The organism is Asticcacaulis sp. P2_C5, from assembly GCF_056404555.1.
The window spans coordinates 538257-558942 of the sequence record NZ_JBFUDU010000002.1 but is presented as its reverse complement, the minus strand read 5'-3'; the positions used below and the strand labels follow the sequence as shown (position 1 = coordinate 558942).

Annotated in this window: 23 protein-coding genes; 18 read left to right on the top strand and 5 right to left on the bottom strand. The window is 61.2% G+C overall.

The window, feature by feature from the left end; translation table 11 throughout:
• Positions 1-717: 717 nt before the first annotated feature.
• Entirely contained in the window at positions 718-1266 is a 549-nt protein-coding gene (locus tag AC1DXO_RS06145; RefSeq protein WP_476977218.1) for an RBBP9/YdeN family alpha/beta hydrolase, read from the bottom strand.
• A gap of 103 nt (positions 1267-1369) precedes the next feature.
• Here AC1DXO_RS06145 and AC1DXO_RS06140 point away from each other — a divergent pair, with 103 nt between their 5' ends.
• On the top strand, positions 1370-1840 hold the full coding sequence (locus AC1DXO_RS06140; protein WP_476977217.1) for an Lrp/AsnC family transcriptional regulator: 471 nt from the start codon (positions 1370-1372) through the stop codon (positions 1838-1840).
• Positions 1841-1846: 6 nt separating this feature from the next.
• Here AC1DXO_RS06140 and AC1DXO_RS06135 read toward each other — a convergent pair whose 3' ends face one another.
• Positions 1847-3253, bottom strand: a complete 1407-nt coding sequence (locus AC1DXO_RS06135) for a helix-turn-helix domain-containing protein (protein WP_476977216.1) — start codon at positions 3251-3253, stop codon at positions 1847-1849.
• Positions 3254-3405: 152 nt separating this feature from the next.
• Between AC1DXO_RS06135 and AC1DXO_RS06130 the strand changes: the two genes are divergently transcribed.
• The 5 genes from AC1DXO_RS06130 (at position 3406) to AC1DXO_RS06110 (ending at position 6346) form a co-directional block, all read left to right on the top strand.
• A complete protein-coding gene (locus tag AC1DXO_RS06130; protein WP_476977215.1) occupies positions 3406-3558 on the top strand; it encodes a hypothetical protein in 153 nt (50 codons plus the stop codon).
• A 23-nt stretch (positions 3559-3581) separates the two neighbouring features.
• Positions 3582-4862 (top strand): isocitrate lyase, encoded by a 1281-nt coding sequence (aceA, locus tag AC1DXO_RS06125; protein ID WP_476977214.1) that lies wholly within the window; start codon positions 3582-3584, stop codon positions 4860-4862.
• A gap of 11 nt (positions 4863-4873) precedes the next feature.
• Positions 4874-5059, top strand: coding sequence for a DUF4170 domain-containing protein (locus tag AC1DXO_RS06120; protein WP_476977213.1), 186 nt, complete (start codon positions 4874-4876; stop codon positions 5057-5059).
• 426 nt (positions 5060-5485) lie between these two features.
• Positions 5486-5803, top strand: a complete 318-nt coding sequence (locus tag AC1DXO_RS06115) for a hypothetical protein (RefSeq protein ID WP_476977212.1) — start codon at positions 5486-5488, stop codon at positions 5801-5803.
• Between the two features lie 120 nt (positions 5804-5923).
• Entirely contained in the window at positions 5924-6346 is a 423-nt protein-coding gene (locus AC1DXO_RS06110) for a cupin domain-containing protein (protein WP_476977211.1), read from the top strand.
• Between the two features lies 1 nt (position 6347).
• Here AC1DXO_RS06110 and AC1DXO_RS06105 read toward each other — a convergent pair whose 3' ends face one another.
• A complete protein-coding gene (locus AC1DXO_RS06105) occupies positions 6348-7619 on the bottom strand; it encodes an MFS transporter (protein ID WP_476977210.1) in 1272 nt (423 codons plus the stop codon).
• Between the two features lie 35 nt (positions 7620-7654).
• On the bottom strand, positions 7655-8872 hold the full coding sequence (locus tag AC1DXO_RS06100; protein WP_476977209.1) for a histidine-type phosphatase: 1218 nt from the start codon (positions 8870-8872) through the stop codon (positions 7655-7657).
• A gap of 182 nt (positions 8873-9054) precedes the next feature.
• Between AC1DXO_RS06100 and AC1DXO_RS06095 the strand changes: the two genes are divergently transcribed.
• The 8 genes from AC1DXO_RS06095 (at position 9055) to AC1DXO_RS06060 (ending at position 14981) form a co-directional block, all read left to right on the top strand.
• Complete coding sequence (locus tag AC1DXO_RS06095) at positions 9055-9270, top strand: zinc-finger domain-containing protein (RefSeq protein WP_476977208.1); 216 nt, start codon at positions 9055-9057, stop codon at positions 9268-9270.
• Positions 9271-9282: 12 nt separating this feature from the next.
• A complete protein-coding gene (gene gloA, locus AC1DXO_RS06090; RefSeq protein WP_476977207.1) occupies positions 9283-9747 on the top strand; it encodes a lactoylglutathione lyase in 465 nt (154 codons plus the stop codon).
• Between the two features lie 97 nt (positions 9748-9844).
• Positions 9845-12733 (top strand): DNA polymerase I, encoded by a 2889-nt coding sequence (gene polA, locus AC1DXO_RS06085; RefSeq protein WP_476977206.1) that lies wholly within the window; start codon positions 9845-9847, stop codon positions 12731-12733.
• 90 nt (positions 12734-12823) lie between these two features.
• Complete coding sequence (locus tag AC1DXO_RS06080; protein ID WP_476977205.1) at positions 12824-13132, top strand: BrnT family toxin; 309 nt, start codon at positions 12824-12826, stop codon at positions 13130-13132.
• The gene (locus AC1DXO_RS06075; protein WP_476977204.1) at positions 13113-13442 is read left to right on the top strand and encodes a BrnA antitoxin family protein; all 330 of its coding nucleotides are present in this window, start codon (positions 13113-13115) and stop codon (positions 13440-13442) included. Before AC1DXO_RS06080 ends, AC1DXO_RS06075 begins: the two co-directional genes overlap by 20 nt.
• A complete protein-coding gene (locus AC1DXO_RS06070; RefSeq protein ID WP_476977203.1) occupies positions 13439-13834 on the top strand; it encodes a VOC family protein in 396 nt (131 codons plus the stop codon). The genes AC1DXO_RS06075 and AC1DXO_RS06070 overlap by 4 nt, the downstream gene beginning before the upstream one ends.
• Positions 13835-13872: 38 nt before the next feature.
• Entirely contained in the window at positions 13873-14409 is a 537-nt protein-coding gene (locus tag AC1DXO_RS06065) for an RNA polymerase sigma factor (protein WP_476977202.1), read from the top strand.
• Positions 14406-14981: a hypothetical protein gene (locus AC1DXO_RS06060; RefSeq protein ID WP_476977201.1), complete on the top strand. Its 576-nt coding sequence runs from the start codon at positions 14406-14408 to the stop codon at positions 14979-14981. The genes AC1DXO_RS06065 and AC1DXO_RS06060 overlap by 4 nt, the downstream gene beginning before the upstream one ends.
• 226 nt (positions 14982-15207) lie before the next feature.
• On the opposite strand, the gene AC1DXO_RS06055 is transcribed toward AC1DXO_RS06060, so the two are convergent.
• Positions 15208-16923 carry a hypothetical protein gene (locus tag AC1DXO_RS06055; protein ID WP_476977200.1) on the bottom strand — a complete coding sequence of 572 codons (1716 nt, stop codon included), beginning with the start codon at positions 16921-16923 and terminating at the stop codon, positions 15208-15210.
• A gap of 234 nt (positions 16924-17157) precedes the next feature.
• Here AC1DXO_RS06055 and AC1DXO_RS06050 point away from each other — a divergent pair, with 234 nt between their 5' ends.
• The 4 genes from AC1DXO_RS06050 (at position 17158) to AC1DXO_RS06035 (ending at position 20647) form a co-directional block, all read left to right on the top strand.
• On the top strand, positions 17158-17868 hold the full coding sequence (locus tag AC1DXO_RS06050) for a response regulator transcription factor (protein WP_476977199.1): 711 nt from the start codon (positions 17158-17160) through the stop codon (positions 17866-17868).
• Positions 17869-17871: 3 nt separating this feature from the next.
• Positions 17872-19431, top strand: a complete 1560-nt coding sequence (locus AC1DXO_RS06045; protein ID WP_476977198.1) for a stimulus-sensing domain-containing protein — start codon at positions 17872-17874, stop codon at positions 19429-19431.
• Between the two features lie 227 nt (positions 19432-19658).
• Complete coding sequence (locus AC1DXO_RS06040) at positions 19659-20051, top strand: HPr kinase/phosphorylase (protein ID WP_476977197.1); 393 nt, start codon at positions 19659-19661, stop codon at positions 20049-20051.
• Between the two features lie 191 nt (positions 20052-20242).
• Positions 20243-20647, top strand: coding sequence for a PTS sugar transporter subunit IIA (locus tag AC1DXO_RS06035; protein WP_476977196.1), 405 nt, complete (start codon positions 20243-20245; stop codon positions 20645-20647).
• Positions 20648-20686 lie beyond the last annotated feature (39 nt).

Genomic DNA, 20686 nt, shown 5'->3' with positions numbered 1-20686 from the left:
TGGTGCCTGTTTAAGCTGTAGCTAAGGCCCCCCACCGTCACGGCTTACGCGCCGAAGAAGCGCGAGCGCCGCGCCACCTCCCCCGCCAACGGGGGAGTATAAGAAAAACAAATACTTATACCGCCCCGTGAGCGGGGCGGGGGACCGCCCGAGACATTGCGAAGCGTAGCGCAGCTTTGGCGATGGGTGGTGGTGGGGGCCTTCGGTCGTTCGATCACTCAAACCAAGCACATATGTGCATACCCTAGCACCTGAGGGGAGAAGCGGGACGGCCCGTGCCGTGGGCCAAAGGCCGGCGCGGGGCGGCGAGCCTGAGGGGTCCTTCCGACCACGAAGCTGCTCTGATGGTGGAATTAACCCCTCACCCGGCGCTCCGCGCCACCCTCTCCCCTCACGCGGGTAGAGGGGCTTTAACGACGATCTACAGATTATACGTCTGTTTTTGCCCGACTTGGGAGTTACGATTTTGAGTATCGAGGCTGCGCGATCGCATACGGATCCTTATCTGCTGAAAGCCGCTGACGTAGCCAAATAAGCCATTGAAAATCTGCGCTAATCTGTGAAAATCTGTGGACAAACCTTCGAAAAGTGAGAGTGGGCCAACTGCCCGGGTTCGTTCTCGAATTCCGATCAGCGTATTTCGTCTTGAGATGTGTGAATACGCTGGACCCGTAAACGGGGCGGCGAAGACAAGGTCAGCTCTTGCCTCGGTCGGCACTAATCCCGATCGGCCGCCACCCGATCCACAAACTCCATCAAAAGCACCCGCCCCTCAGACCAGTCGCCCAGGCCACTGGCCCCGTTGACATGGCCAGCCGCGCCGATGATCTCCAGGCGGCCGCCCCACTGCGCCGCCCGGAGCCGCGCATAGTCGAGTGAACCATAAGGATCGTCGGTGCTGGCGACGATCAGAGATGGAAAGCCAAACCGCGCCTCCGGAACCTCGGCGAAGCCCACCGCCTCCGCCGGAAAGGCTGGCGATCGCGGGTCCGGCACGGCCACCAGGAAGGCGCCGGCGATCTTCCGCGCCGAGACGCAATGCCAGCGCGCAACCAGCAGGCAGGACAGGCTGTGCGCCACCAGAATCGGCGGCGTCTCTGCTTCAGCCACCGCCCGGTCTAGCGCGGCGATCCAGTCGTCCAGGTCCGGCCTGTCCCAGCTTGCCGGTGCAAATCGGCGGATCGTTGGATCGGCCACCTCCCACCGGCTTTGCCAGTGCGCTTCGCCGGAATTGCCGATGCCCGGTAGGTGGATGTATTCGGTCATGTCTCGCCTCGTCATATTGAGGTGCGAATATGCCTGTTTACTTGGCGGCCTGGAATTGGCATCTATCGGAAAATTACACCCCATTCCGATGGATTCAAGGTCGATGGCCAAAACTTTCGATAACCGCCCGACACTCGACCCGACCGACATCGCCATCCTCGAAATCCTCCAGGACGACGGCCGGATCAGCGTCTCGGAACTGGGTCGTAAGGTCGGCCTATCCCAGCCCGCCACCTCGGAACGGTTGAAGCGCCTGGAAGACCGCGGCATTGTCGCCGGCTATCGCGCCGTCATTGATCCGGCGGCGCTGGGGCTCGGCATGATGGCCATGATCCGCCTGAAGACGACGCATGAACATATCAAGCCGTGCCTGAAACAGTTTGCCGACATGCCGCAGGTGATCGAGGTCCTGAGGCTGACCGGCGAGGATTGCTTTATCCTCAAGGTCATCGTGCCCTCGCCCGCCGACCTTGAAACCATCGTCGACACCATTGCGCGCTTTGGACCCGTCACCACCTCGATCGTCTTGCGCACCGAACCCATAAAGCGCATCGGCCGCGAACTGATGCGCTGACCGACGTCAGAACGGAAACGCCGTCACGGCCTTGATCCATTCGTCGACCTGGAGCGCCTTGACCGCCGGTGGGGCGGCGCGTTCGCGACAGTTGGGACGCTCGCACAGCCGGCACATCGGCCCGGTCTCGACAGCATTGGGATTGGCCAGGTCGAGCCCGCGGGCATAGATCAGCTTTTCGGCATGTTTCAGCTCGCAGCCCAGGCCGATCGCCTGTTCGGAATACGCCCCGTCGGCATAGGCGCGCAGGCCGCGATCGAGCGTCCGCGACAGAGTGAAATAACGCTGCCCGTCCGGCGTCTGGATCACCTGGGTGATGACCTTGCCCGGCGTCTGGAAAGCCTGGTGCAGGTTCCACCGTGGGCAGGCGCCGCCATAGCGCGAAAACGGGAAATGGCCAGACGCGAAGCGCTTCGACACATTACCGGCGGAATCAATGCGCATCAGGAAGAAGGGCACGCCGCGATGGCCCGGCCGCGACAGGGTGGTCAGGCGCTGGGCCGCCTGTTCGTAGGAAGCCTCGAACGGGGCGCGTAGCAGCTCTATGTCGTAGGCATTGCCTTCGGCGGCCTCGAGAAACCGGCCGTAGGGCATAAGCACGGCGGCGGTCAGGTAGTTGAGCAGGGCGATCTTGTACAGCCGGCTCGACGCCAGGTCGGGCGCCTTGACGGCCTCGACCATGGCCTTCAGGTCGGCGCCGAAGTCGGCCAGGGCCAGTTGGTAAACCACGGCGAAACGCCGCGACGAGGCGCCAAGCGTCTCGGAGATCATCAATCGCCGGCGATGCGGATCGAAGCGGCGCAGATACATCATCATCACCTGGGCCGGCATCAGGCGGATCTCGGTGGCGTGCAGGGCCGACAGGCGACGCGTTGCAGACTCTTCCAGGGTGTGCGGATCGCTGCCCAGGGTGGCGAACAACTGCTCGCCCAAGTCGTCGAGCTCGGGGAAGAAGTTGTGCCGCGACTGGATCTGGTCGCGCACCCAGTCGGATGGCGAAGCGTCGCTCTCTTCGCTGGCCGCCACCAGGCTGTCGCGCTTCTTGCGTTCGCTATAGGCCCGGTACAGTCGTGTAACCGCTTCGGCGGCCATGGGAGACGACGCCACCAGTTCGGAGATTTCACGGCGTGGCAGGCGCAGGTCCTTGAACAGGGGATCGGCGAAGATCTCGACCAGGTCGGCTTCGCCCGCCGGCTCGCTGTCGTCGGTAAAGATGCGCAGGTCGAGGTCGTAGGTGGCGGCCAGTTTCAGCAGAACCTGAGCCGTCACCGGACGCTGGTTGCGTTCGAGATGGTTGAGATAGGAGGCCGAGACGCCCAGATCCGTCGCCATCTGGGTCTGGGTCAGGTCGAGATCGTAACGCAGGCGCTTCAGCCGCCCGCCGAGATATAGCTTTCGATCCAATTCGGCCAAGACTCACCTATGTCACAATGTTACAAACTATAGTCTGTCATAATTCTCCAAATGACGCAATTGCCACCTAACTACCTCTATATTTCTTTTAAAATAAGGCGTTTTATAAGGTCACACAAACGGCGGATAACCCGCCCGAAAGGAGACACATTATGACACCTCAAGATATCATGACCGCCTTCACCAATCCCTGGGAACTGGCCGCTGTCTACGCTGCCTCCTTCGGACTGTTCGCCCCCGGCACGCTGATGGCCGCCCGCCAGCGCATCCCGGAACCCCAGACCCCACCCAATTCCATCCGTTAACCTCCCCCATACGGAAGATCACAATGACCACATTTCACGACTTAGTCCCCAACGCGCCGAAAGGCCGTTTCGACGGCATAGAGCGACCCTACACCCCCGCCGACGTCATGCGCCTGCGCGGCTCTTTTCCCATTCAACACACTCTGGCTGAACGTGGCGCCAACCGCCTGTGGGACCTGCTGCACACAGAGCCCTTCATCAACAGCCTGGGCGCCATGACCGGCAACCAGGCGATGCAGATGGTTCGCGCCGGGCTGAAGGCCATCTATCTCAGCGGCTGGCAGGTCGCGGCCGACAGCAATACCGCATCAAGCATGTATCCGGACCAGTCGCTGTACCCGGCCAATGCAGCGCCCGAACTGTGCCGCCGCATCAACCGCACCCTGCAACGCGCCGACCAGATCGAGCATAGCGAAGGTGGCGCCAAACGCGACTGGTTCGCCCCGATCGTCGCCGATGCCGAGGCCGGTTTCGGCGGGCCGCTCAACAGCTTCGAGATAATGAAGGCCTTTATCGAGGCGGGCGCCGCCGGCGTCCATTTCGAAGATCAACTGGCCTCGGAAAAGAAGTGCGGCCATCTCGGCGGCAAGGTGCTGATCCCGACCCAGGCGCACGAACGCAACCTGATCTCGGCGCGCCTGGCGGCCGATGTCATGGGCGTGCCGACCCTGACGGTGGCCCGTACCGACGCCGAGTCGGCGCAGCTGATCACCTCGGACGTCGATGAACGCGACCATCCGTTTATCGACCGCGACGACCGGACAGTCGAAGGCTTCTTCCGCCTGAAGCCGGGTTCGGGCCTCGATCATTGCATCGCCCGCGGCCTGGCCTATGCGAAATATGCCGACCTGTTGTGGTGGGAAACCTCGCACCCGGATCTCGACGACGCCCGCCGCTTCGCCGAGGCGGTGCATAAGCAGTATCCGGGCAAGCTGCTGGCCTATAACTGCTCGCCGTCCTTCAACTGGAAGGCCAAGCTGGACGACGTGACCATCGCCCGCTTCCAGCGCGAACTGGGCGCCATGGGTTATAAGTACCAGTTCGTCACCCTGGCCGGCTTCCATGCGCTGAACAATTCGATGTTCGAGCTGGCCGACGGCTATCGCGACCACGGCATGGCCGCCTATTCGGAATTGCAACAGCGCGAATTCGCCAACGAGGCCCGGGGCTACACCGCCACCCGTCACCAGCGCGAAGTCGGCACGGGCTATTTCGACAAGGTTGCAGAGACGATCACCAGCGGCCGGTCCTCGACCACCGCCATGAAGGAATCCACCGAGACCGCCCAGTTCGCGGCCGAGTAAGGAGAGTTATTATGTCAAAGAAACGCTTTTGGGTCATCGGCGGCGAGCACGCCGACATGCAGTTCACCCGCTTCAAGGACCGTCCGCAATGCTTCGGTCCCTTCCCCAGCCGCAGCGATGCCCATGACGAATGGCGCCGGCTGACCGCGGCGACCACACACCAGGCAACGACGCGCTTCCGCATCGCGGCTGAATAGAAAAGCGTTCATAAGAAACGCCGCGCCCCACACCACGCGGTCACATAAAAGGACGCTTCATGAGCACCCTCTCCGCACCACCCCCACGGCGGAGAGGGTGTTTTTTAGGTTTATCCGGAAACCAAGACGAACCACGGGGCAATTTAAGATTTTGCCGCGAAAAGCGCGAAAAGGGGTGCCCACCGAAAATTCTGCGCGAAGCGCCTTCGCCTCTAATCCGCTTCAACGACTTTAAGCCCTTCGGGCGCATGCCGTGCAGCTGCATTTTTAGCGCTTTTCGCGCTTTTCGCGGCAAAAATTCTTATCTTTCACCGGCCACAGAAACGCCACCGGGGCTCGAATATCCGCGTCGACGCGCAGCGGCGATCCGTGCCATCCGTGGTTAAAACCTTACAGACCCTCACCCAAAATGCTATAGTCGGCCATATGAGCACTGCCGGTACCGCTTTTGAAACCCTGGTCAATACCTTGGCCGCCGAACCCGGCATCACCTTCGGTGAAGGCAAGGGATTCGGTTCGCGCGCTCTCAAATCGAACGGCAAGATCTTCGCCATGGTCGCCCGCCACGGCAAGCTGGTCATGAAACTGCCCAAGGCACGCGTCATTGAGCTAGTCGCCTCAGGCCTGGGGGAGAACTTCATGCCGGGACACGGACGGCCCGCCAAAGAATGGCTCGAATTCGACACTATACCCGACAACCTTCTGGACCTGGGCCGCGAAGCCGCGCGCTACGTCGGCGCATAAAACACGAGCCTTTACAATTCGCCGTATTGGCGCATTCTGCCCATAAGGGTTGAAAGAAACGGTATCGGGGAGAAGCGAGCAGGACGGGTAAATGGTCACCATTTGCCTTCGGAGTCCGCCATGGATGCTGCATCGACCACCCTGTTTTCCCATATCAAACCTACGGATACGCCGTACCTGCCCGACGGCCTGCGCGATTTCTTCCTGTACCGCGACTTAGGGGTCGCAGCCGCCACCGGCGGCAAGGTCATCGCTCACCTGGTCAAGGCCAATCATCCGCCGACCGACGGCACCGGCTGGCACTATCACGTCGCCCAGTTTCAGATCGTCCTGATGATGAAGGGCTGGGCCAGGTTCATGTACGGCGACCAGGTGACCCTGGTCGAGGCCGGCGATTGCGTCCACCAGAGGCCCGGCCTGGTCCATTACCTGTTCGATTATTCGCCGGACATGGAATATCTCGAGATCGTCTCACCGGCCGACTTCGGCACCATCCCGACCGAAGGGCCGTGCCCGGTGCCGTCCGTCACGCCATGGAAATAGCTCAGGATTCGGCGTTGAAGCTCGAGGCTTTTTTGGTGTCGGCGGTGAACAGATAGACCACCAGCGACACGGCGATACAGGCTGTAATATACCAGAAGAAGGCGCTTTCGATATGGGCCGCCTTCAGCCACTGGGCGACATATTCCACCGAGCCGCCGAACAGCGATACGGTTATGGCGTAGGGCAGCGCAACCCCCAGCGCCCGGACATGCGGCGGGAACAGCTCGGCCTTCACCACCGCATTGATCGAGGTATAGCCGCTGACGATAATCAGCGCCGCCATCAGCAGCCCAAACGCCGGCCAGAAGTCGCGCGTATGGCTGAGCGTGGTCATGATCGGCACGGTCAGCAAGGTACCGGCAATCCCGAAACCGATCAACAAAGGCTTGCGCCCGATACGGTCGGAAAGGGCGCCGAAGACCGGCTGCAGCACCATGTAGAGGAACAGGGTGACCGCCGACAGCAGGGTTGAGGCTTCCTTGGTCCAGCCGGCCGAACCGACCATGAACTTCTGCATATAGGTCGTATAGGTATAAAACGCCGCCGTGCCGCCGAGCGTCAGGCCGACCACCTGAAGCGCCTGCAAAGGGTGCTGTTTCAACAGGGTCAGGGTGCGATTGGCCTGGAATTTCGACGAGGTTTCAAACGAGTCGGTCTCCGCGATATGGCGGCGGATAAACAACGCGACCAGGGCCAGGGTCGCGCCGATGACGAACGGAATCCGCCAGCCCCACTGGTTCAGTTGCGTTTCGCTCAGCAGGTTCTGCAGCAGGATCAGCACGCCCAAGGCCACCAACTGGCCCATGATCAGGGTGACATATTGGAAGCTGGACCAGAATCCGCGGTTGTCTTGCCCGGCCATTTCCGACAGATAGGTGGCCGAGGCGCCATACTCACCGCCGACGCTGATCCCCTGCAACATCCGGGCAATCAGCAGAATGATCGGCGCTACGATGCCGATGACGCCATAGGACGGTGTCACGGCGATGATCAGGGATCCGGCGCACATCAGCAGGATCGACGCGGTCAAAGCGCTCTTGCGGCCGTAGCGGTCGGCATACCAGCCCAGCAGCCAGCCACCGACCGGCCGCATGAAGAAGCCGAGCGCAAAGATGCCGGCCGTGTTCAGCGCCTGGGTCAGGTCGTCCGACTTGGGGAAAAAGGCCTTGGAGAAGTACAGGCTGAACGCCGCATAGGCGTACCAGTCGTACCATTCGACCAGATTACCGATCGATCCCCCGAGAATGGAGCCCAGTTTATTGGCCTGTTTCATGGCCGGAGGTTTTCACACTTCGGCTCAAAGCGCAATCAATTGCCCACTGAGTCCAGCGCCTTCCAGAAGGCTTCATCCGTACAGGATGATCCACCACAGGCCGGAACCGTGACCGGTTCGCTGGCCTTGGGCGTTAGGGGCGACAGATTGCGAATCTCGTCCATGGTCTGGGCGCGGAAACGCACAACCACCTTACCGTGGCCGGCAGTGTCCTTCCAGTGTTCGAAGATCAGGGCGCCCCCCGGGGGCGGATCATCGTTCGGATAGTCGCCACCCTGCCAATGGATATTCAGCGCGCCGCCGATATAGGCCAGGTTGGAATCGTGGCCGACCAGTACGGTATAGGGCGCCGTGTCGGTGGCGAACAGGCCGCGCCTGACCTCGGCCAGCAGCGGGCGGGCGCCAAAGGCAGCGATGGCCTTCGGACGCGCCACCAGCTGGAACTCCAGGGCGTGCAGGGTCAGGGCGTCGTGGATCAGGGCCTTGTCCGCCCGGCCCCAGCCGACCTCGGACATTGGTTTGCCGTCGGCATATTCGAGCATCAGCACCTGGCCGGCGGTCGAGCCGGTATCGATCCCGCCGTCGATCTTGACCCGCCCCTTGGCGACCACGAACTGCGTCGGTTGCTGCGCAAGATCGCACGTGACGTCCTTGCAGCCCGGGTTGAGCACCGCAGTGAGACGGGTGAGCAGCGCAGTGAGACGGGTGAGCAGCGCGCGGTTGGCGTCATCGATGGCGGCCAGCCCGCCCGGCGGCACCGCGGCCTGGGCGGAGGCCAGCATCAGGTCGCCGTCGGGAAGGGTTTCCTGTTCGAAAGGCGAGAACCGCGGATCGGATTGACCGTCGCCGGCGTTTTCAACCGGGACAGTACAGCCGGGAAACAAGGCGGCGGCATAGATCTCGGCCGTCTTAAGCGTCCGCTGGTCGGTATCGGCGACCACGCGCACCTGATGGCTGTCCGGACAGGTCGTTGGAATCAGGGCGGCGTAGCTGTGGCGGTCGAAGACACCAAGCTGGGTGACGGCACGCCCGCCGTTGCGGGTGAGAAAGCCATAGGGCACATCCCAAGATGGCCACGCCTCGGCGGCGATGCCTTGCGGCAAGACCTGGGCCTTGGTTGGCGGGCGTACGCCGTGACGCATAACGACAACCACGCGGTCCAATCGCCAGACGGGCTTGGCCTGCGCCACCGTCCCGGCCAGACATGACAGGGCCAGGGCCGCCATTGAAACCAGAAGAGGCGTCCTGAGCATGCCGATTGTTCCCGTTCAAATGTGTGAGGGGACCGTTGCCCGTTGATCGTGTCGGTTCGTTGACAACCCGGTGAAAGATTTATGACAGTCGCCGGCGCCGAAATTGGCAAAACTGGAAATTGACGAAGCGGCCGGTGTTGAATAAAGCTGGCCCTGCTATTTTTGAAGGGTTTCAAAGCGCCATGAGCGACACTGTCCCACCACCCGAAGTCATCTATGTCGACAGCCACAAGGTCGCCTGCAACGGCGGCGGCGGGGCGCTGGGGCATCCGCTGGTCTATATGGAGCTGGGCGAAGAAGGCACGGTCGAATGCGGCTACTGCGACCGCAAGTTCGTGCTGAAAGATCATGCGCACGACTACGAAGACCCGTCGCCGCGCCCCGAAGGCGATCACTGATTAGGAACCGCCATGCGCTTCTTGCACACCATGGTGCGGGTAAAGGACCTGGACGCCGCCCTGCACTTCTTCTGCCAGGGGCTGGGGCTGAAACAGGTGCGGCGCAACGACTACGAAAAGGGCCGCTTCAGCCTGATCTTCCTGGCGGCGTCTGAAGACCTGGAGCTGGGTCATGTCGATGGTTTGCGTCCGCAGGCCGAGGTCGAGTTGACCTATAATTGGCCGGACGACAAGGGCGAGGTGGAAACCTACACCGGTGGACGCAATTTCGGCCACCTGGCCTATGAGGTCGACGATATCTACGCCACTTGTCAGCATCTGAAAGACATGGGCGTGGTGATCAACCGTCCGCCGCGCGACGGCATGATGGCCTTTGTGCGCTCACCCGACGGCATTTCGGTCGAACTGTTGCAAAAGGGCGCCGCCCTGGCGCCCGCCGAGCCCTGGGTCAGCCTGGAAAATACCGGCGCGTGGTAATCCGGCCCCGCCGCTGACATGACCTGTCGCTTTTGTTTGGCATGACGGCCGTATCGCCGTATGAAGGCGTATCTTTTTTCCGGACCCGATTGCCGACATGGATGACATCGCTGCCGCCCCCGAAACCACTGCCGAAGTCCCTACCGGCCACCGCCTGGTCCTGATCGATGGTTCGGGCTATATCTTCCGCGCCTATCACGGCCTGCCGCCCCTGACGCGCAAGTCTGACGGCCTGCCGGTCGGCGCCGTGTCGGGCTTCTGCAACATCCTGTTCAAGCTGATCAAGGAGAACCGCGGCGACGACGCACCGTCGCACCTGGCAGTCATTTTCGACGCCGGCTCCCACACCTTCCGCAACGACCTGTATGATCAGTACAAGGCCCATCGCCCGCCGGCGCCGGAAGACCTGATCCCGCAGTTTCCGCTGGTCCGCGACGCCACCCGCGCCTTTGGCCTGCCGGCGATCGAACTGGCCGGCTTCGAAGCCGACGACCTGATCTGCACCTACGCCCAGCTGGCGGCCAAGGCCGGTTACAAGGTCACCATTATCTCGTCGGACAAGGACCTGATGCAGCTGATCAATGACGACGTCCATATGCTGGACCCCGTCAAGGGCACCATCGTCGGACGCGATCAGGTCATCGAAAAATTCGGCGTGCCGCCCGAGCTGGTTGTAGACGCCCAGGCGCTGATCGGCGACGCGGCCGATAACGTCCCAGGCGCGCCCGGTATCGGCGTCAAGACGGCGGCGCAGCTTCTGCTCGAATATGGCGACCTCGATACCCTGCTGTCGCGGGCCGACGAGATCAAGCAACCCAAACGCCGCGAGGCCCTGACCGATTTCCGCGACCAGATCCTGTTGTCGCGCGAGCTGGTCCGGTTGCGTTGCGACGTGCCCCTGCCGGCGGAGATCGACAGCTTTGTCCTGAAACAACCGGAGCCGGAAATCCTGGGCGCCTTCCTCAGCCTGATGGAATTCAACAGCCTGGCCAAGCGGATCGGCGGTTCCTTCGCGACCCTGCAAACCTCGACGGCGCTGGACCAGATCCCGACCGCGCCCATTTCACGCCCGCTGTATGGCGCGCCCCGCGCCACGGCCGAGGAATCGGCCCGCCAGCCCTTCGATCTCGACGCCTATGAATGCGTCCAGACGATGGAGCAGTTGCAGACCTGGCTGCGTCGCTGCGTCGGCGCCCAGGTCATTGCCGTCGATACCGAAACCGATGACCTGTCGGCGACCCATGCCGGCCTGGTCGGCGTGTCTTTGTCGACCGATACCAACTGCGCCTGCTATATTCCGCTGGCTCATGCGGCGACCGACGGACTCGATTTCGGCGATGGCACTGGTATTATCCAGATTCCTTTCGACCTGGCGATCGCCGCGCTGAAACCCGTGCTTGAGGATCCGACGATTCTCAAGGTCGGTCAGAATATCAAATACGACCTCAGCGTCCTGAAGCGCTACGGCATCACCGTCGCCCCCTATGACGACACCATGCTGATGTCCTACGTCCTCGAAGGCGGGCTGCACGGCCACGGCATGGACGAGCTGTCGGAACTGCATCTCGGCCACACGCCCATCACCTTCAAGCAGGTCGCGGGCAGCGGCAAGACGGCCAAAAGCTTCAAATATGTCGACCTGAAGGAAGCCACGCGCTACGCCGCCGAGGACGCCGACGTCACGCTGCGCCTGTGGCATATCCTGAAGCCGCGCCTGGTCCGCGAGCGACTGAACACGGTCTATGAGACCCTGGAACGCGGCATGCCCAAGGCTCTGTCGGAAATGGAACTGTGCGGGATCCGCGTCGACCCGCAGGTCCTGCGCGGTCTCAGCCAGGATTTCGGCACGCGGATGTCGGCCATCGAACAGGAGGCCCATGGTCTGTTGGGCCGGCCGTTCAACCTCAACAGCCCTCAGCAACTGGGCGTCATCTTCTTCGACGAAATGCAGCTACCCGGCGGCAAGCGTACGGCTTCGGGCCAGTGGGCGACCGACGTCAAGGTGCTGGAGGAGATCGCCGAGGGCAAGAATGGCTATGAACAGGGCCAGCCCCTGGCGCGACTGCTGCTCGACTACCGCCAGATGGCCAAGCTGAAGGGCACCTATACGGATTCGCTGGTCGAGTATGCCGATCGCGACACCCAGCGCATCCATAGCAGTTTCCAGCTGGCCTCGACCACCACCGGCCGCCTGGCGTCCAACGAACCCAACCTGCAGAACATCCCGATCCGAACCGCCGAAGGCCGCAAGATCCGCACCGCCTTTATCGCCAAGCCGGGCCACAAGCTGATCAGCGCCGACTATTCGCAGATCGAACTGCGCCTGCTGGCCCATATCGGCGACATCGAACAGCTGAAAAAGGCCTTTTCCGAAGGGCTCGACATCCACGCCATGACGGCGTCGGAAATGTTCGGCGTGCCGATGGCCGAGATGACGTCCGAGATCCGCCGCCGCGCCAAGGCGATCAATTTCGGCATTATCTACGGCATTTCGGGCTTCGGCCTGGCTAATCAGCTCAATATCGACCAGGGCGAGGCGTCGCGCTATATCAAGACCTATTTCGAGCGCTTCCCGGGCATCAAGGCCTATATGGACACCACGAAGCAATATCTGCGCGACAACGGCTTCGTCCGCACCCTGATGGGTCGGAAAATCCACATTCCGGAAATCAACGGCAAGGGTGGCGCCATCCGCGCCTTCGCCGAACGGGCCGCGATCAATGCCCCGATCCAGGGCACGGCCGCCGACGTCATCCGCCGCGCTATGATGCGCATGCCGGGTGCGCTGATCGACGCCGGTTTTGAAACCAAGATGCTGCTGCAGGTCCACGACGAACTGATCTTCGAGGCGCCCGACGCCGAGGTCGAGGCTGTCATGCCGCTGATCCGCAACGTCATGCAGCACGCCGCCCGCCCCGCGGTCGAGATCAGCGTGCCACTGGTCGTCGAAGCCCACGCCGCCCATAACTGGGATGAGGCGCACTGAAACTCACGACAAAGTCCCTCGCTACGCTCAGTGTACTTTGTCGTGGGGAGGAAATGCGATCTTGAATAATTACAAATTTGTAGTTACAATATGACTGAAATTTACTTTGACTGGGACCCGGAGAAAGCCGCTTCCAATCTGAAAAAGCATGGCATCACCTTCGAAATGGCGATGCAGGTATTTTTCGATCCGTTTGTTGTCAGACATCAAGACCGTGTCGTTGATGGCGAAGAACGTTGGCAAAGTATTGGATTAGTCGAAGGTTACATCCTGTTAATGGTCGCCCATACGACATGGGAGGAAGATGAATATGGCCAGTTCTATGAAGTCGTCCGCATCATTTCAGCACGAGAAGCTACCCGACACGAGCGACGACGCTATGAAGAAGGAGGCGACTAAATTCGTTCGTATTAAGGTCGATCTCGATAGCCCGCCTCAACTAACCCAGGCGCAGAAGGCTGAGTTGGCAGCTTTTGCAGCGAGACCTGACCGGGAGATCGATCTTAGCGATATTCCCGAGTGGACTGACGAACAGTTCAAGACAGCCATTCGCGGTCGCTTTTATCGCCCCGTTAAGGAACAGATTACCGCCAGGATCGACGCTGACGTGGTGAATTGGTTGAAATCGCAAGGCAAGGGCTACCAATCACGCATGAACGCTATTCTACGCCGTGAAATGCTGTCGTCACTCAAAAAGCCCGCCGAATGATCGTCAAGAACCTCAACCATATCAATATCCAGACCCGCGATATGGCGCAAACCATCCGCTTTTACGAAGAGCTGCTGGGCCTTGAAGCGCGCGTGGCGCCGGAGCGCGATCCGTCGCAGCGTCAGTGGCTGTACGACAGCCGTGACATGGCCGTGATTCACCTGAATCTGTTCGGCACCGACAACACCATCGCGCGCGACGTCCAACCGGGCGCGTCGACCGGCGCCATCCATCACGTCGCCTTCGAATGCGACGGTTTCGATGAAATGGTCGCACGGCTGAAGACCCGCGGCCTCGATTATGGCTTTGCCGAGATTCCGAAGATCAATCTGCGCCAGTTGTTCGTCACCGATCCCAACAATGTGCTGCTGGAACTGAATTTTCGCGGTTGATGCTGTAAGATAGTCCGAAAGGTGGCGACTACCTGTTCATGACCGCAACGAGCGAACAGGATCAGCGCTACCAGTCGGCCGCAACGGCCCACGGCGCCGCATTGGAACGTCTGGCGCGCGGCTATGAAGCCAACCCCGAACGGCGGCGCGATCTGGTCCAGGATATCCATGTCGCCCTGTGGCGCAGCTTCGCCCTGTTTGACGATCGCTGTTCCCTGCGCACCTGGACCTACCGCGTCGCCCATAATACCGCCACCTCCTATATCCTGAAACAGCAACGGGCGCACGCCGGTCAATGGGTCGGGCTTGACGACGACCTGCCCATGGGCGGACCGGACCTCGACGACACGCTGCACCAACAGCAGGCCCTGAGCCGTCTCACGGCCCTGATCCAGCGTCTTAAGCCCCAGGACCGCCAGATCATCCTGCTCTATCTCGAAGACGTCGAAGCGTCGGCCATGGCCGAAATCACCGGCCTGAAAGCCGGCCATATCGCAACCAAGATTTCCCGCATCAAGGCACTGTTGCGCCTCCAATTCCATCAGGCCAATACTTCAACAGGAAGACGGCCATGACCGACGAACCTGACACCCCCCAGCCAGATACTCTGAAATGCCTCTGGCAGGATCAACCCACGGAGCTTACCACCATGAGCCTGCAAGCTATCCACACGCGCGCCAACAAGTTCCAGTCGATCGTCTTCTGGCGCAACACGCGCGAATATATTGCCAGCGTCTTTGTCGCCGGGATCTTCGGATATTTCGCCGCAACGTCGGACAGTCCGATGATGCAACTGAGTTGCGCCCTGATCATTGCCGGCGTGGCCTTTGTCTCGCTGTTCATCTGGCTCAACGGCCGCGCCGACCGGGCCGGCGCCCGGGCGTCCGATGACTGCCTGAACTTCCACCGCCAAGCCCTGGTCCGGCAGAGCCGCATGTTGCGCAATGTCTGGCTGTGGTACCTGTTGCCCATGGTGCCTGGCATGGCGCTGTTCTTGTGGACGACGGCTCAGGCCGTACCGACGCATCAGTGGTGGCGCAACCTGGTCAGCTTTGGCTTCGTCGCCGTTGTCTTTGTCGGCGTCGGCCTGCTCAATCGCTGGGGCGCCCGCTGCCTCGATCGCGAACTGGCAAAGCTGGAGGATTAAAATTCATCAGGCGCACGAAACAAAAAGCCTTCAATTTGGATGAGATGCCAGGAGGCCAGAGCGCAATCCGATAAAGTGGATGCCACTTTTCGGTTAAATTGCGCGACAAAACAAAAAGTTAGAGCGAAATGACGATTCTACCTAAAGTCATTTCGCTCTAGCGCCGCAGGTACGCTTGGTACCTGCAAGCGACGCCGACGCCGCAGATTACCAAATTCAAGGCTTTTTACATGCCGGCGGCGACGAGCATGGGTTTGACCTGGCTCAGCGCATGGGGATCGTCGGTCAGGATCTGGCGCATGGCCGGGGCCCGCAGCAGTTTCATCGCCTCGGCCTTGGCATGGTCGCTGACGGGGCCCAGAGGCGCCGCCAGGCCGGTGGCGAAGCCCAGCAGCAGGGTCAGTTTCTGAATCGGCGGCGCCGGGGAGCGGATCAGGTGCGGGATCAACTGAACGTCCTGGGCGATCATGCCGCCGACCTGTCCCAGTCGCCCGCGGGCATCTTCGCAGTCCTTTTCGACCAGCTGGGCGTTCTTGACGCGGCGCTGCATGTGCGCCAGGACCTGCAGGCGGTGGGCGGCCGAGGTCGACGTATCGCGCATCTCGCGTTCGAACTTCAGGGCAGTGAGACCTGAGATCAGCCACCGTGCCGCCTGGCGCTTGTTGGCGGCGCCGACGACGTTTTCGCATAGCCAGATCAGCCGCTCGATCTCTTCGGCTGCAGTCTTGCCCTGTTTGATCAGGCTGTCGACGAAGTCGGCCGAGACCAGCATTTTCGAGCGCTCGACAAAGGCTTCGGTAATGTCGTCGCGTTCGGACTGTTCCTTACCGGCCGCCGTCAGGCACAGGGCCAGGGCGCGCAGGATTTCGATCTCGCCTTCAGGGTTCCCGGGCTTCAGGCGCCGCGGCCCCTTCAGCTCGGCCATCAGGCGTTTGGAGATATTGTGGCTGAGCGTCGGGAAGCAGTCCTTGGCCATCAGGTCGTGATAGCCGGCCAATGCGCCCGTCAAGGGCGGGATCATCCGGGCGACCCGGGGATCGTGCTTGGCGACCAGATCGACCTCGGGTCCGGCTGCCATGCGCGTCATGACGGCCATGGTATCGCCGAGATCCGCCTGGAAACCCAGCAGGTCATTGAGGCTGGTGCGTGAACCGAACAGCTCCGAAATCGGTATTTCGAGAATCTGCAGCGCCCATTCGCGACCGCCCAGATCATCGTACAAGGCCCGCCCGAGCGTCAGGAGGGCGCTTAGCTTTGCCGCCGGGCTGGGGTCGCGACCGATAAAGCGCGCGACGCCACCGCCGAGATAATAGGCGCGTTCTGCGTGATCGTGCAGCTTGTCGATGACGGCCAGCCAGTTGGAGGCATCGATTTCCGGAAAGACGCGTTTGCGGCCGTCCTGGATAACACGCGTACAGGCACGATCGAGAAGTGCGCCCCACCGCCGCATAAGCTCATGCAGGTCTTGCCCGGAATCACGGCTTTCCGGAATGGCCAGCTTTTGAATGACGTGCTGCAGTTCCGTGCCGGACGCCTCCAGTTTTTCAACCAGATCCGGGCGATGCAGCAGTTCAAACGCGGTCACGTGGTTGCGTTTCAGCCAGTCTTCGAGCAGCCGGGCGATCTTTTCGCGGGCATGGATCGAATACAGGTCCTGCGGGCTGGTGCAGATTGTGTCCGTTTCCGGTGCCAGTTTGAGTTTTTTCTTGGGCTCCTCAACACCACTGGTCATGACGGTAACGCTGGAATATTCGCCGGTATCGGCGTCCAGCATTTCCTTGGTGACTTTTACCGAAGCGGCGTGCTTGTCGGAGAGCAGGTCTTCGGCCGCCTGCACGGCCTGGGCGCGATCCTCCGTAGCCATCTGGAGGGACCAGGATGACGCCGGGGTCCTGCGAGAAAAGACCTCGTAGTGGACCTGGCTGTGGCCGCGGCCATTCATGTAAAACGCCTGTCTGACTTGATATTCTTTCAAAACTTACACAAATGGCGTTAAGTTATCATTGAGGCCCCACGAATGCCCCAATATGAACGGAATCAGGCCGTGTTGATGCCTTCAAAACAACAGCTTTACAGTGTGATCACTAAGTTTAGGCAATTTCGGTTTTTGGATCGACAAAACTGACAGACTGCCCGGTCGTTATGAAACGTCCGGGCGCTAACTAAGGAGACTAGCTTGGCCAGAATTACTTTGGTTGACGACGACGAGAATATTGTAACCAGCGTATCCCTGGCCCTGGAAAGCGGCGGTCATACCGTCAACGCCTTTTATGACGGCGCAGCCGGTCTGGCGGCGCTGGAGAAGGACCCGCCCGATCTCGCCATCCTGGACGTCAAGATGCCGCGCATGGACGGGATGGAAGTCCTGCGCCGCCTGCGCGCCACGTCGAACCTGCCGGTCATCATCCTGACCTCTAAGGACGATGAAATCGACGAGGTCCTGGGCTTTAATCTCGGCGCCGACGACTATATGCACAAGCCCTTCTCGCAGCGCCTGCTGCTGGAACGCGTCAAGGCTGTCCTGCGCCGCGCCGGCATTGTCGACCAGGGCGAAGCCCCCGAAGTCGCCGAAGCGCTGAACGCCAAGTCGCTGAAGCGCGGCAAGCTGGTCATGGACGCCGCCCGCCACGAATGCACCTGGGACGGCAAGCCGGTACGTTTGACGGTCACCGAATTCCTGCTGCTGCATGCCCTGGCCCAGCGTCCGGGCTTCGTGAAGAGCCGCGACAACCTGATGGATGCCGCCTATGACGACCAGGTATATGTCGACGATCGCACCATCGACAGCCACGTCAAGCGCATGCGCAAGAAGTTCCGCGTCGTCGACAACACCTTCGATTCGATCGAAACCCTCTATGGCGTCGGTTATCGTTATAGAGAAATCTAAGGGATGACCGCCAGGCCCTGGTACAAGCATCTTCCCTTCGGTCAGTCGCGCCTCGGCCGGCTGATCTTCGGGCTGAACATCATCGGCCTGCTGATCCTGGTGATCGGCGCCCTGGTGCTCAATGAGCTGCGCCAGGGCCTGATCAATGCCCAGATGGACTCGCTCAAGGCCCAGGCCCAGCAGATGAGCGAGGTCATCGCCTTTGGCGCCACCGAGGGAATTCCCGAGCCCCATCTCGAGACCAAATACGCCCTGACCCTGATGGCGCATTTTATCCCCGCCGAGCAGCGCGCGCGGCTGTATGACGCCGACGGCAATGAGATCATCGATTCCGACCTGGTGACCGACGATATCGAGGTCGCCGACCTGCCGCCGGCGCGCAAGGCCGACGAGCCACCGCCGCCCGACAAGTCCGCTGCCCGCGCGGTCCGTCGCAAGGAAGCGCAAGCGGAACTGCGCCAGGAAGTCATGATGGCGCTGAGCGGAACCGAGGTCGCCAATATTCGCCGCAACGAGCATGGCGTGAAGGTTGTGTCCGTGTCGGTGCCCCTGCGCCGCGTCAAGGAGGTGCTGGGCGTCCTGACCATCGAGCGTGACGACTTCGAAAGCATCGTCCAGTCCCAGCGCCTGGCCATGGTGCCGTTTATCCTGGTTGCCCTGGGCGTGACCCTTTTCTCTTCGCTGTTGCTCAACTGGCTGGTCAGCCGACCGATCCAGCAGCTCAGCGCCGCCGCCGACCGGGTCCGGATGGCGCAGACGCGGGCCATTTCCCTGCCCGATCTTGCGGCGCGCAAGGACGAGATCGGCACCCTGGCGCGGTCGCTGGAAAGCATGACCGATACGCTATGGCGCCGGATGGAGGAGATCGACCGGTTTGCCGCTGATGTCTCGCACGAGATCAAGAATCCATTGACCTCGATCCGCAGCGCGTTGGAGACCTTGCAACTGGTCAAGGACGATGTGGCAAAGACGCGGTTGATGACGGTCATCAACCAGGATGTCCGCCGGCTGGACCGGCTGATCACCGATATTTCCAATGCGTCGAGACTGGATGCCGAGCTGTCGCGCGATGTGCCGAAGCGGATCGAGGTCGGCGGATTACTCGACGATATCATTTCCCTGTACCAGCAGAGCCATCGCGATGATGAGCCGCGGGTCAGCTTTGCACGTCAGTTGGCGGCAGGAACGGCGCTGGTCAACGGCCGCGAGGGACCGCTGGGCCAGGTTTTCCGCAATGTCATCGACAATGCGCGATCGTTTTCGCCACCGGATGGCGAGGTGCGTGTGGCTTTGATGCCCAATGTCGACCCGTTGCTGCCGGTGTTGATCACATTCGAGGACGACGGCCCGGGGATACCGGAAGAAAATCTCGAGACCATTTTCCAGCGCTTCTACACCTCGCGTCCCAAGGGCACATCGTTCGGCAAGAATTCCGGACTGGGGCTGTCGATTTCGCGTCAGATTATCGAGGCGCATCATGGACGGATCTGGGCCGAGAACCGCAAGGACGACGAGGGTCGGATTGTCGGGGCCAGGTTCAGCATTGTGATGCCCAACGGTTGACTTACGGGGCGTGGGGTCCGCGACCCCACATCTTTTCTTTTTCCTTTCTTCGCTCTCGCCCCTTGGGGCGAAGACGAAGAAAGGAAGAGGAAGAGCTGGGGCCTCAGGCCCCAGACCCCATAAATTGCAGCGTTTATGCACCAGCCAGCCGAAAACCCTTGTCGCCGCTTTCCAATCCCCGCCATTAGGCTAAGGTCGCTCTTTACCCCCTCCCCGTCAGCAAGGTCATGAGTAAACTCGTCGTACATGCCACTGCCCTGAGCCTGATGGCCGGGCGCGCCTGGAAAGGCGTGCTCATCCTGGGTCCGCACGGTATCGGCAAGAGCGATATGGCCCTGCGCGCCGTCGAAAAAGGCCTGGTGCTGATTTCCGACGATCATACCTGCCTATGGTCCTCCGGCGGCTTCCTCTATGCCGGTCCCGCCGCCGATCCACGCGAAGGCGGACGCACCCTCACCCGCATCCACCTCATCGCCCTGGCCCAGTCCGAACCCACAGCCCGCGCTCCGGCCGGTGAAATCACGCCCATTCTCGGTCACGATATCGCGACCATCCGCGTCAATCCGCGCGAAGCCTCAAGCGTACCAAGGCTGATCTCGCTGCTGCGCCAGGCCCGATAGACCGCCTATTCACGCTTCATTCACCAGGATGGTTGTTACATAAACAACAAGCCGGACTGTCACAAGAATGGCACGTACCGTCGGCAAGGCGTATATTTTGCACGACGGTCTAAAACTTTTTTTGCAGTGCGAAGCGTTCGGGTCTAGATTGCGGCTCCCCGGCGCGGGAAAGTATCGAGGTCAGGTTTCATATGATCGGTTTGGTGATCGTCACCCATGGCAAGCTGGCGGATGAGTTCGTCGCGGCGATGGAGCACGTGGTCGGCCCCCAGACCCAGGTGAGCGCCATCTGCATCGGCCCGGAAGACGATGTCAGTCAGCGCCGCCAGGACATTCTGGACGCCACCTTTAAAAATGATACCGGCGACGGCGTCATCCTGCTGACCGACATGTTCGGCGGCACGCCCTCCAACCTGGCCATTTCCGTCATGGAACAGACCAAGGCGGAGGTCATTGCCGGCCTTAACCTGCCCATGCTGATCAAGCTGGCCTCGCTGCGCAAGAACGAGCCGCTCGCTGCCTGCGTCGGCCATGCCCAGGAAGCCGGCCGCAAATACGTCACCGTCGCCTCCTATGTCCTGTCGGGCGACAGCTGATTGACTAGATACGCGAATTCTCGCATCCTGTTCTCCCAA

What these genes read in the sequence shown, in the direction of transcription:
- aceA (WP_476977214.1), top strand. Translation starts at nt 3,582, where the DNA reads ATGACCACATTTCACGACTTAGTCCCCAACGCGCCGAAAGGCCGTTTC.
- AC1DXO_RS06145 (WP_476977218.1), bottom strand. Translation starts at nt 1,266, where the DNA reads ATGACCGAATACATCCACCTACCGGGCATCGGCAATTCCGGCGAAGCG.
- AC1DXO_RS06045 (WP_476977198.1), top strand. Translation starts at nt 17,872, where the DNA reads ATGACCGCCAGGCCCTGGTACAAGCATCTTCCCTTCGGTCAGTCGCGC.
- AC1DXO_RS06080 (WP_476977205.1), top strand. Translation starts at nt 12,824, where the DNA reads ATGACTGAAATTTACTTTGACTGGGACCCGGAGAAAGCCGCTTCCAAT.
- AC1DXO_RS06110 (WP_476977211.1), top strand. Translation starts at nt 5,924, where the DNA reads ATGGATGCTGCATCGACCACCCTGTTTTCCCATATCAAACCTACGGAT.
- AC1DXO_RS06115 (WP_476977212.1), top strand. Translation starts at nt 5,486, where the DNA reads ATGAGCACTGCCGGTACCGCTTTTGAAACCCTGGTCAATACCTTGGCC.
- AC1DXO_RS06055 (WP_476977200.1), bottom strand. Translation starts at nt 16,923, where the DNA reads ATGAATGGCCGCGGCCACAGCCAGGTCCACTACGAGGTCTTTTCTCGC.
- gloA (WP_476977207.1), top strand. Translation starts at nt 9,283, where the DNA reads ATGCGCTTCTTGCACACCATGGTGCGGGTAAAGGACCTGGACGCCGCC.
- AC1DXO_RS06095 (WP_476977208.1), top strand. Translation starts at nt 9,055, where the DNA reads ATGAGCGACACTGTCCCACCACCCGAAGTCATCTATGTCGACAGCCAC.
- polA (WP_476977206.1), top strand. Translation starts at nt 9,845, where the DNA reads ATGGATGACATCGCTGCCGCCCCCGAAACCACTGCCGAAGTCCCTACC.
- AC1DXO_RS06130 (WP_476977215.1), top strand. Translation starts at nt 3,406, where the DNA reads ATGACACCTCAAGATATCATGACCGCCTTCACCAATCCCTGGGAACTG.
- AC1DXO_RS06060 (WP_476977201.1), top strand. Translation starts at nt 14,406, where the DNA reads ATGACCGACGAACCTGACACCCCCCAGCCAGATACTCTGAAATGCCTC.
- AC1DXO_RS06105 (WP_476977210.1), bottom strand. Translation starts at nt 7,619, where the DNA reads ATGAAACAGGCCAATAAACTGGGCTCCATTCTCGGGGGATCGATCGGT.
- AC1DXO_RS06075 (WP_476977204.1), top strand. Translation starts at nt 13,113, where the DNA reads ATGAAGAAGGAGGCGACTAAATTCGTTCGTATTAAGGTCGATCTCGAT.
- AC1DXO_RS06100 (WP_476977209.1), bottom strand. Translation starts at nt 8,872, where the DNA reads ATGCTCAGGACGCCTCTTCTGGTTTCAATGGCGGCCCTGGCCCTGTCA.
- AC1DXO_RS06065 (WP_476977202.1), top strand. Translation starts at nt 13,873, where the DNA reads ATGACCGCAACGAGCGAACAGGATCAGCGCTACCAGTCGGCCGCAACG.
- AC1DXO_RS06040 (WP_476977197.1), top strand. Translation starts at nt 19,659, where the DNA reads ATGAGTAAACTCGTCGTACATGCCACTGCCCTGAGCCTGATGGCCGGG.
- AC1DXO_RS06140 (WP_476977217.1), top strand. Translation starts at nt 1,370, where the DNA reads ATGGCCAAAACTTTCGATAACCGCCCGACACTCGACCCGACCGACATC.
- AC1DXO_RS06070 (WP_476977203.1), top strand. Translation starts at nt 13,439, where the DNA reads ATGATCGTCAAGAACCTCAACCATATCAATATCCAGACCCGCGATATG.
- AC1DXO_RS06035 (WP_476977196.1), top strand. Translation starts at nt 20,243, where the DNA reads ATGATCGGTTTGGTGATCGTCACCCATGGCAAGCTGGCGGATGAGTTC.
- AC1DXO_RS06120 (WP_476977213.1), top strand. Translation starts at nt 4,874, where the DNA reads ATGTCAAAGAAACGCTTTTGGGTCATCGGCGGCGAGCACGCCGACATG.